General features: G+C 70.2%; 7 protein-coding genes and 1 pseudogene. 1 reads left to right on the top strand and 7 read right to left on the bottom strand.

Annotated elements, in window-relative coordinates; genetic code table 11:
* Positions 1 to 173: 173 nt before the first annotated feature.
* A complete protein-coding gene (locus ACIBVN_RS53735) occupies positions 174 to 1,904 on the bottom strand; it encodes an L-aspartate oxidase (RefSeq protein ID WP_397149485.1) in 1,731 nt (576 codons plus the stop codon).
* A 132-nt stretch (positions 1,905 to 2,036) separates the two neighbouring features.
* On the opposite strand from ACIBVN_RS53735, the pseudogene ACIBVN_RS53730 reads away from it, so the two are divergent.
* Positions 2,037 to 2,561 (top strand): annotated as a pseudogene (locus ACIBVN_RS53730) (sigma-70 family RNA polymerase sigma factor); the annotation flags it as partial.
* Between the two features lie 508 nt (positions 2,562 to 3,069).
* On the opposite strand, the gene ACIBVN_RS53725 reads toward ACIBVN_RS53730, so the two are convergent.
* The 6 genes from ACIBVN_RS53725 to ACIBVN_RS53700 form a co-directional block, all read right to left on the bottom strand.
* Positions 3,070 to 3,555, bottom strand: coding sequence for a MarR family winged helix-turn-helix transcriptional regulator (locus tag ACIBVN_RS53725; RefSeq protein WP_397149483.1), 486 nt, complete (start codon positions 3,553 to 3,555; stop codon positions 3,070 to 3,072).
* A gap of 113 nt (positions 3,556 to 3,668) precedes the next feature.
* Positions 3,669 to 5,135 (bottom strand): alpha/beta hydrolase, encoded by a 1,467-nt coding sequence (locus tag ACIBVN_RS53720; protein ID WP_397149481.1) that lies wholly within the window; start codon positions 5,133 to 5,135, stop codon positions 3,669 to 3,671.
* Between the two features lie 89 nt (positions 5,136 to 5,224).
* On the bottom strand, positions 5,225 to 6,007 hold the full coding sequence (locus ACIBVN_RS53715; protein WP_397149479.1) for an alpha/beta fold hydrolase: 783 nt from the start codon (positions 6,005 to 6,007) through the stop codon (positions 5,225 to 5,227).
* A 95-nt stretch (positions 6,008 to 6,102) separates the two neighbouring features.
* Positions 6,103 to 6,744, bottom strand: coding sequence for a TetR/AcrR family transcriptional regulator (locus ACIBVN_RS53710; RefSeq protein WP_397149477.1), 642 nt, complete (start codon positions 6,742 to 6,744; stop codon positions 6,103 to 6,105).
* A 44-nt stretch (positions 6,745 to 6,788) separates the two neighbouring features.
* On the bottom strand, positions 6,789 to 8,300 hold the full coding sequence (locus tag ACIBVN_RS53705) for a serine/threonine-protein kinase (protein ID WP_397149487.1): 1,512 nt from the start codon (positions 8,298 to 8,300) through the stop codon (positions 6,789 to 6,791).
* Positions 8,300 to 9,805, bottom strand: a complete 1,506-nt coding sequence (locus ACIBVN_RS53700; protein ID WP_397149475.1) for a serine/threonine-protein kinase — start codon at positions 9,803 to 9,805, stop codon at positions 8,300 to 8,302. The genes ACIBVN_RS53705 and ACIBVN_RS53700 overlap by 1 nt, the downstream gene beginning before the upstream one ends.
* Positions 9,806 to 9,981: the final 176 nt, after the last annotated feature.

Genomic DNA, 9,981 nt, shown 5'->3' with positions numbered 1-9,981 from the left:
TCAAAACCGGCACGCTCTACGACGAAGCGACCGCTTGGTCGCATCACGTCCAGAGTGCCACGGCTTGACATTAAAACTCCTGGGATGTCTTTCAGGGGAGAGTCAGGGGGAGGGCGCCACCGCGCCGTCAGCGGTGCGTCGCGATCTGGCCACCGGGATGTTCGCCGTGGTGACTACTCGACGAGTTTTCCGGCGGTCGAGACCTCGCGCATGAGCGCCGCGATCTCGGCGGGGATCGGTGGGATGGCCTCCTTCGCCACCGATCCGGGGCCGGACCACACGAAGTTGACCTGCAGCGCGGGGTCGAGCTCGGGGTAGTCGGAGCGGTTGTGGCAGCCGCGGGTCTCGCGACGCTCGAGTGCGGTCTCGATCGTCGCGCGCGCGGCGAGCGCCGCTGACTTCAGGTCGAAGGCGTGTGCCAGGTCCTGGAAGCCGGCGATGTCCGGATGCACGCCGACGTCGGCGATGCGCGCCTCCACCGCGGCGAGTTCGGCGAGGCCCTTCAGCAGGCCGCTCTCGTCGCGGACCACGCCGGCGTGCTCGGTCATGACGTTGCGCAGGGCCCGCTGCAGTGCCCGTACGTTCTCGGGGCCGTCGGCGGCGAGGAGTTCGTCCACCTCGGCCCGCGCCGCGTCGAGTGCCTCGGCCGAGCGGCGCTGAGCGTCGAGGCCCGCGGAATACTCGGCCGCCGCCTGCCCGACGATGCCGCCGAAGACGAGGAGCTCGATGAGCGAGTTGCCGCCGAGCCGGTTGGCGCCGTGCAGGCCGCTGGCCGCCTCCCCGATCGCGTACAGGCCGTCGACGCCCGTGCCGTGGTCCTCGGGCCGCACCCAGACCCCGCCCATCGAATAGTGCGCGGTCGGCGCGATCTCGATCGGGTCCTGGGTGATGTCGAGCATCTGCAGCTCCAGGAGCGTCTGGTAGACGCGCGGCAACCGCGTCATGATTGTCTGGCGTGGCAGGTGCGACACATCGAGCCAGACGCCGCCGTCCGGGGTCCCGCGGCCTTCCTTGATCTCTGTGTAGGCGGCCAGTGCGATGCGGTCGCGCGTGGACAGCTCCATGCGCTCCGGGTCGTACCGGGACATGAACCGCTCGCCGAGCTGGTTGCGCAGGATTCCGCCCTCGCCCCGGGCCGCTTCAGAGACGAGGGTGCCGGCCGCGTTCTCGGGTGCGATGAGACCGGACGGGTGGAACTGCACCAGTTCGGGGTCGCGGATGCGGCAGCCGGCGAGAACGGCCAGGCGGAAGGAGTCGCCGGTGTTCTCGTCCCTCCGGGAGGAGGTGCGCCGCCAGATCCTGGTGTGGCCGCCGGCGGCCAGGATCACCGCGTCGGCATGGATGACGTAGCGGGTGCCGTCGGTCAGGTCGAACCCGTACGCGCCGAAGACCGCGTTGTCGCGGACGAGGATGCGCGTGATGTACACGGTGTCGAGGATGGGGACGTCGAGTTGCGCCGCCCGGTTGATCAAGGTGCGCTGGATCTCGAGTCCGGTGTAGTCCCCGGCGTAGGCGGTGCGCCGGTAGGTGTGGGCGCCGAAGAAGCGTTGCGAGATGCGCCCATCCTGTTCACGCGCGAACGGCATGCCCCAGCGCTCGAGGTCTTCGATGCCCCGCGCGGCGCCCTCGGCGACGATCCGCACCGTCTGCGGGTTGGCGAGGAGGTAGCTCTCTTTGAGGGTGTCCGCCGCGTGCTGTTGCCAGGTGTCCTCGGCATCCATCGTGGCGAGCGCCGCGTTGATGCCGCCCGCCGCGAGCGAGGTGTGCGCGTCCGCCTTCGGCCGCTTGCCCACGGCCAGCACGCCTACCCCGCGCTCGGCGAGCTCGATGGCGGCCCGCAGCCCGGCCCCTCCTGTGCCGATGACCAGGACGGAGGTGGCTATCCGGTTCTCTGGCGAATGCATGGTGCTCCTTTGGCCGCATCTGAAAGCCATGACAGAAGCAAGACCGAGTAGCGGCGTGATTTGTGACATCCAGGCCGGTATGCGACCGCTAAAGGGGTAAAAAGCCAAGAAAACTCCCAAAGCTCGCATTCGATGACAAAGGGGACGCCTGAACAGGGGGCGATGGCAGTGGCGGATCCTGGATCAGGCGGTCCGGAAGATCTCGAACAGGCGGCGGCGGTGTTCACCGGTGTACGGCCGCGCCTGTTCGGGATCGCGTACCGGATGCTGGGCAGCGCGGCCGAAGCCGAAGACCTGGTGCAGGATGTCTGGCTGCGCTGGCAGACGTACGACCGCGCCACTGTGGACAGCCCGGCCGGGTTTCTGGCGACGACGACCACGCGGCTGGCCATCAACGCCACCCGGTCCGCCCGCGTCCGCCGCGAGACCTACCTCCGCCCGTGGCTGCCCGAACCCGTCGACACCGGCGCGGACCCCTGCCTCCGCGCCGAGCGCGGCGAGGCCCTGGAAATGGCGGTGCTACTGCTCCTGGAGCGGCTCTCGCCGAGCGAGCGGGCGGCGTACGTGCTGCGCGAGGCGTTCGACTACCCCTACCGGCAGATCGCCGGCATCGTCCGGCTCAACGAGGCGGCCGTACGCCAGCTGGTCAGCAGGGCCCGCAAACACGTGCTCGTCGAACGCCGCGCACCCGTGACCAGGGCCGAACAACGCAGACTGCTGACCGCCTTCGTCGCCGCCGCCCGCTTCGGCGACCTGACGGCGCTCGAAGAGCTCTTCGCCGCCGACGCGACCAGCCGCTCCGACGGCGCCTCTCGCATCCCCGTGGCGGGCGCGTCGCAGGCGACCAAGTACCTCAAGCCCTCGGCCTGCCACTTCTGGGCCGGGGTCGAGGTGGCCCGGGCGAGCCCGAACGGGCAGACCTCCGCCTTGCTCGGCCGCGACGGACAGGTGTTCGCGGTCATCGCCTCGGAGCGGGGCATCGACCAGGTGCTGTGGATGATGAACCCGGCCAAGCTCACCACAGCGTCCACCGGGCCCGATCCGCCACAAGCCACGCAGGACCCTGACCCTTTACCGGTTGCCGCCGGCCTGGTGGCTGCGGTCTTCGCGCCGCATGCGAATGCCGTGCCGGCCCTCGACGAAGTCCGCACATCGGCCGGCGCGCCTACGCCTCGCCGCCCGCAGGATAGGCGAACCGGGTCAGCAGATCCCTCAACTTCTCGGGCTCGCCGGGCCCCAATTCGGCAACCAGGCGCTCAGCCAGCGGCTCCGCCGCCACATGAGCCGCGTCGAAAAGCTCGATGCCCGCAGGCGTGATCTCCACTGCCCGCACCCGCCGGTCCCCCGGAACGGCCTTGCGTACGGCCAGCCCCTTACGCTCCAGGTCGTCCACGACCCGCATGATGCCCGCCTTGTCCGACCCCGTCGCCGCCGCCAAATCCCGCTGCACCGTGGGCCCGCGGTCGACCAGCACGATCAGCACGGCGAAATGCCGCAACTCGATGCCGAGCGGCCGGAGCGCCTCCGCCATCACCGTGGCCGCGCGCCAGTGCGCCTGGCGCAGCAGCAAGCCGAGAGCGAACGGCGAGAAATCCCCGGGGCGGTCGGTCGCCCGCGAGGGAGCGGTTCTGTCAGGAACGTCGGCGCTCATGAACCCATATTATCAGTCACTCTTTCATTCGATACGGTCTCATTTGAAATTAAACGCCTTCGGGGCGGGCCATTCGCCGGGCACATCGCCGGTGCCCGCGCGGTCCGGCCCGGTCATTTCGTGCACACCGATCCGGCGGCAGGCAGCGTGCCGGTCACTAGGTAGGTGTCGATGTGCTTCGTCGCGCAGGCGGACCTCCGATAGGCGGTGTGGCCGTCCCCGTCGTTGGTCAGCAGCCCCGCCCCCTGGATGCGTTCAGAAAGGCTGCGCGCCCAGTGGAGCGGCGTGGCGGGGTCGTGGGTGTTGCCGACCACCAGGATCGGCGGCACGTCCCTGATCGCGCTCTGCCGCGAGCGAGCGGGCGGGATCGGCCAGCCCACACACCCCGTGGTCATGTCCCAGAACTCGGACGTGCCCCGCATGTGAGGGGCCGCCTCGCGGACCTGCCGCATCCGGTTACGCAGGTCGGCGTAGCCGCGGATCCGGGGGTCGATGTCCTGGCAGAGGATCGACCGGTAGGCGGCCGTGCTCACCGGATCGTCCAGGGCCTGGGCCCGTATGCTCGCGAAGAGCTGGGCGTCGCCCTGCTCGGCCTGCTTGATCGCGGTGGCGAGGTTGCCGGCGAATTCCGGGGTCATGGTGAGGAACGCGTACGCGGAGTAGCGCAGCTCCTCGGCGGTCAGCGGCCGGCCACCTGACACGCCGATCGGCGCGCGCTCGGCCTGGGCGACCAGGCGGTCCCACACCTGGCCGGCGTCACGACCGTGCAGGGCGCACGCCGGGGTGCGGTCACACCAGCCGGTGAACCGCTCGAAGGAGTCCTCCACCGCCTTGGCGGCGTCGCTGACCAGCCGCGGTGCGGGCACGGCCTGGTCGACGGCGCCGTCCAGGGCCATCGTGCGGATCCTGCCCGGGAACAGGCGGGCGTACTGCGTCCCGAGCATGCTGCCGTACGACTTGCCGAAGAAACTGATCTTCGCCTCGCCGAGGGCGGCCCGTACCTGGTCGAAGTCGCGTGCCACGTTCGCCGTGTCGAGCTGCCCAAGCAGCGGACCGGTGGCTTTGCGGCAACTGCGGCCGACGGCCGCGTTAGAGCCGACGAGCCGGTCGTATCCGGCTTTGCTCTGCGGGAACTGGCTGATCTCGGGGTTGTGGACGGGCTGCCCGCACCGCAGCGCGGGCGTGCTCTCCCCCACTCCACGCGGGTCGATGCCCACGATGTCGAAGCGGCGGCGCAGCTCCTCGGAGAAGGTGTCGGCGGCGTAGTCACGCACCAGCAGGGCAGCGGGTACGCCGGGACCACCCGGGTTGTAGAAGAGAGCTCCCACCCGTGCGGCGGGGTCGGTGGCTTTCCTGCGCACGACAGACAGCTTGATCCTGGCGCCCGATGGGGCGTTCCAGTCGAGCGGCACCTCGATCACGCCGCACTCGGCTCCCGGCCGGTCCGCACAGGCGTGCCAGGACACGCCGGATCCGGTGGAACTGGTTCTCGGAAAGACCTGGGCAGCGGCGGACGTGCCGCCGGCCAGGACCGGTAGCGCGGCCGACGCCACAATGCCGATCGTCACGTATCGCTTCACAGGCAGCATCGTTGCCGACCGTGTTGAGTTCGATCATCGGCCGAAAGGGCGATGCGGGTCGGCCGAACGGCTGAGCCCCTCAGGACCGGTCATCCCGGTGCCGGGGCGCTCATCGTGCTGAGCAGTGCTGCGAGGGACTGCGGCTGTTCATCGGTCACCAGGTGCCCGGCGCCGGGGATCACCGTCAGGTCGGCGCCGAGTCGCCGGCTGGCCGGACCGCGGAGCCGCCTCGGCGGCAGGAATACGTCGTGCTGGCCGGTCACCACGAGGCGCGGCACGTTCGCGCGTTGTGCGAGGAGCTCCCTGGGCAGCACCGGCGGTGCCAGGCTGGTCCGGCATGCCCGTGCTATGAGGGTGTACCACTCGACCAGATGGGGCGGCGGTGTGTTGCCGGGAGCGAAGAAGTGGCGCAGCAGCGCCGTGCTGCGGGCCGGGGTAGGGCCGAGCATCCAGGGGATGGTCGCACGCATGACGCCGATGCCGGGTATCAGAGGCGTCAATCCTGCGGTGGACACCAGTACTCGTCCCGCGATGCGGGGCGAGTCACAGGCCAGCGTGATGGCGCCGCCCAAGGAATGACCCACCACGATCGCCGTGTCCGGGACCGTCTGGGCGAGGACGTCGGCCAGCCATCGCCCGTACCAGGCCAACCGATCGCGGCGGGGGCGATGACCGGCGCTCAGCCCCGGCTGACCGGGAAGGTCCAGCAACAACACCGTAAAGGTCGGTGCGAGCACTGAGGCGAACGACTCCAACAGCGCAGCGCTGACGTTGGTGCCGGGTACCACCACAACGGTCGGGGAACCCGAGCCCAGGGACACCACATGGGTGGAGCCGGCGCAGCTCGGCACGTCGTCTCGCCGATGAGGCACAAACCACTGCTCCAGCCGACGGGCACACCAGTCACGGACCTGCTGCTGTCGTTCGACGCCACGGTAGATTGACCGCCCCCGATTCTGGCTGTCCATCAGCGCTGCCTTTCCGACACGATGGTCAGAGCCTGGGTCATCAGCTGCGGTAGATCGGGACGGCCGTTCTCTTCGGCCCACCGAAGCAGCGCGGCGCTCACCGCCGCCAAGCACGCTCCAGCGGCCACCCACAACCGGAACTCCAGATCGGGATCCGGTGGGTCGCCGCGCAAGGCTTCGACAATGGCTTTCTGGGTGGCGTACTGGCTGTCCCAGCGTCGCGCTCGCAGTGCCGGCGTGGCCAGCACGAGTCGCAGGCGCGCCAGGAGCAGCTCCTTCCCCGCTGGTGCGACGACACCGTGTTCGGAACTGTTGTCATCGCTGCCACGGTCGGCGCTCACCACCTTGCCGACTTCCGCCACCAAGGTCGCACCGATGCGTCGCATCAGCGGCTCCTCAGCCGGCTGTGCCGCGATCCGCTGCACGATCAGCGGGTCGTACTCATCGCTGAGCACCAGATCTTCCTTGGTCGGAAAGTGGCGATAAACGGTCATCGACGACACGCCTGCCGCCCGTGCGACATCGTTCACCGTCGTCTCGTCGTAGCCCCGCTCAAGGAACAGGCGCATCGCGTGCTGCTGAATCGTCCGCTGCGTCATCAGGCGCTGACGCTCACGCAGGCTCATCACTTCCTCGCCCATGTGTTAGAGGCTAACATGATGTTAGTCTCTAACCGGCCTTCTTCTCACGAGTACCGCTCGCACACCGTGAACGACACGCTCCTGGTGGCCTTCGACGGGGTCAGCAGGCGGAAGACGATCGTGTGCCGGCCCGGCTCGAAGGCGCCGAAGGGGTTGCGCCGGTTCTTGGTCGTACCGGTCACCCAGTCGGTCTTCCATCCCTCGTCCTGGCCGTCCACGACCCAGCGGTAGCCGTACTCCACCTGCCTGCCCGACGGGCCCTTGAGCAGGGCGACGGGGAAGAGGCTGGGCGACCAGCAGTTGTTCCCGGTCTGCTGCCCCTCCAGCGTCAACGACACCAGGCGTACGGTCGCCGCAGCCGCCTTCGTCGTGGTGGTCTTCCGCGGGGAGGTCGTGGGTTCCGGGGTCGGCCGGGCGCGGGAGGCCGTGGGCCTCGGGCTGCCGGTCCTGGTGGGGCGCGTCTTCTTGGCCGGCGTACTGGGTGTCTTGCCAGTGGCCTGTTCCTTGGCCGGCGTGCTGGGTGCCGTGCCGGCGCTCTGCGTCATGGCCGAGGTGGTGGGTGCGGCCGTCGTCGCCGTTCCGGGCATCCACGTGATCGCCCCGGCCACCAGGGCGGCGGACACCGCCAGTGCCCCGGCGCCCACCAGCAATGCCTTCCAGCGGGGGCGACTCGCGATATGACCCGCCGTACCGCCTTGACGGCCCGTCATGCCGCCTCGGTGACCCGCCACGTCGCCCGCCGTACCACCTCGATGGCCCGGCACGTCGCCTGCCGCGCCGACGGGCGGGGCGCCGATGAGCCGGAGCAGGACGTCCTGCATGGCGGGCCGGGCGGCGGGGTCCTTGGCCAGGCAGGCCAGCACGATCGGGCGCAGCGGGGCCGGAAGGTCGCCCAGGTACGGCTCGTCGTGCAGGATGCGGCGGATCACCGCGGGCAGCGAGTCGTTGCCGAACGGCGGACTTCCCGTCGCGGCGAACACCATCACCGACGCCCAGGCGAAGACGTCCACCGCGGGCCCGAGCGGCGCGCCTGCCAGCTGCTCGGGCGCCATGTAGGCGGGCGTGCCGACGATGCTGCTCGTCACGGTCAGCGACTGGCCGGCCGCGCGGGCGATGCCGAAGTCGATGACCCGCGGCCCGTCCCTGCCGAGCAGCACGTTGGCGGGTTTGAAGTCGCGATGCACCACCCCGGCCCGGTGGATGGCCGCCAGCGCGGTCGCGGTCGCCACCGCGAGCCGCTGCAGGTCAGCCCCGACGTGACGGCCGGCCTCCTGGAGCGAAGGGCCCTCGACGTACTCGGTCACGATGTACGGCCGGCCGCTCAGCGAGGCATCGAGCACCTGGGCGATGCAGAACGGCTCCACCCGGCGCGCCGCGTCGATCTCCTTGGCGAAGCGATGATCGCCGGCCAGGCCGTCCTCCAGCACCTTCACCGCGACCCGTCGCCCGTCGGGGCTCTGGCCCAGGTAGACCACCCCCTGGCCGCCCACGCCCAGACGCCCGAGCACCCGGTAGGGGCCCACGGCCGGAGGATCTTCCGGCAGGAGCGGGTTCATCACCCGTTCTCGTCCGGGCAGATGGTGAACGAGAGCGTCCTCGACACGGTCGCGGGCGAGGTGAGGCGGAGGGTGACCTTGTGAGAGCCGTCAGGCTCCACGAGCGGGCCGACGACCTGCCGGGTGTGGGAGTCGGCGATGACGCCCTCAGAGCGCTGCACCACCCGCCCGTTCAGGAGCCACTCGTAGCGGAACGTGGTGCCCAGTTTGCTCCCCTCGACCATGCCGAAGGTGTTGCTCGGGCCGAACAGGCAGTCCGGGGAGTCGTCATGTCTGGGACCGATGACCCATACCCGCACGATCCGCAGAGAACCGCCACCGGATGGGGGCTTCACCGACGAGGTCATCGGTTTGGGAGCGGACGACGTCGGCTTGACGGTGGGCCTCGTGGTCGGCCTCGTGGTCGGCTTCGTGGTCGGCGTGGTCACCGATTTCGCTGGGGACGGGCTCTTGGTCTTTCTCGGGGGCCGGCTCGTTCTCGTCGGGCTCGTCGGGCTCGTCGGTGTCGGCGCCTTCGCCGAGGTCGGCGTCCCGGCGGAGGTGAGCGTCAGTGGCTGCGTACTCGGTCGCGACAGCGGGAGACCCCAGACACTCGTGGCCCCCCAGACGACGGCGCCCGCGACCGCCAGCGCCCCCAGGCCCGAGACGCCCGCGACGAGCGCCGCCCTGCTCCCTCCCTGTCGCCGCCCCGGAACAGTGGACGCGCCGCCGTCCGGAGGTCCGGGAGCCTGTCCGCCCAGCAGCTGCAGCAACACGTCCCGCATGGCGGGCCGGCGCGCCGGGTCCTTGGCCAGGCACCCCAGGACGATCGCGCGCAACGGCTGCGGCAGGTCGCCGACCTGCGGCTCGTTGTGCAGGATCCGATTGATCACCGCGGGCAGCGAGTCGTCGCCGAACGGGGGCGCCCCGGTGGCCGCGAACACCATCACCGACGCCCACGCGAACACGTCGACGGCCGGCCCGATCCGCTCGCCGGCGAGCTGCTCAGGCGCCATGTACGCGGGCGTGCCCACGATGCTGCTGGTAGCCGCGGGCCCCGCTTCGACGGACCGGGAGATCCCGAAGTCGATCACCCGGGGCCCGCCCGGTCCGAGCAGCACGTTGGCGGGTTTGAAGTCGCGATGGACGATGCCCGCCTGATGGATGGCCGCCAGCGCGGTCGCGGTCGCCACCGCGAGCCGCTGCAGGTCAGCCCCGACGTGGCGCCCGGCCTGCTGAAGCGAAGGCCCGTCGACGTACTCGGTCACGATGTACGGCCGGCCGCCCAGTGAGGCATCGAGCACCTGGGCGATGCAGAACGGCTCCACCCGGCGCGCCGCCTCGATCTCCTTGGCGAAGCGCTCGTCGGCGAGTCCCTCGCGCAGCACCTTGACCGCGACCGGCCTGCCGTCGGGCCCCTGGCTCAGGTAGACCACTCCCTGGCCGCCCGCGCCCAGACGCCCGAACAGCCGGTAGGGCCCCACGGCAGTGGGGTCGCCTTCCCGTAGGGGTTCGACGTGCGGCATGGGACTCCTGTGACAACCGTATGGGATCTTGGGCACCATAGCGGGAAATGTCCCGACCCGGTGGGCCAGTCGCACAAAAGAGACCCTTTGCGGGACGGCGCCAGAACACTCCGCTGTCGAGGTCTGATCACGCGGGATTGACGGGACGTTCGGTCCGTTCGTAGCGTTCCCATAGC

The organism is Nonomuraea sp. NPDC049400 (assembly GCF_044466425.1).
Taxonomy (GTDB): Bacteria; Actinomycetota; Actinomycetes; order Streptosporangiales; family Streptosporangiaceae; genus Nonomuraea.
This window is presented reverse-complemented; position numbering and strand designations above follow the sequence as displayed.

What these genes read in the sequence shown, in the direction of transcription:
- ACIBVN_RS53710 (WP_397149477.1), bottom strand. Translation starts at nt 6,744, where the DNA reads ATGGGCGAGGAAGTGATGAGCCTGCGTGAGCGTCAGCGCCTGATGACG.
- ACIBVN_RS53705 (WP_397149487.1), bottom strand. Translation starts at nt 8,300, where the DNA reads ATGAACCCGCTCCTGCCGGAAGATCCTCCGGCCGTGGGCCCCTACCGG.
- ACIBVN_RS53735 (WP_397149485.1), bottom strand. Translation starts at nt 1,904, where the DNA reads ATGCATTCGCCAGAGAACCGGATAGCCACCTCCGTCCTGGTCATCGGC.
- ACIBVN_RS53700 (WP_397149475.1), bottom strand. Translation starts at nt 9,805, where the DNA reads ATGCCGCACGTCGAACCCCTACGGGAAGGCGACCCCACTGCCGTGGGG.
- ACIBVN_RS53725 (WP_397149483.1), bottom strand. Translation starts at nt 3,555, where the DNA reads ATGAGCGCCGACGTTCCTGACAGAACCGCTCCCTCGCGGGCGACCGAC.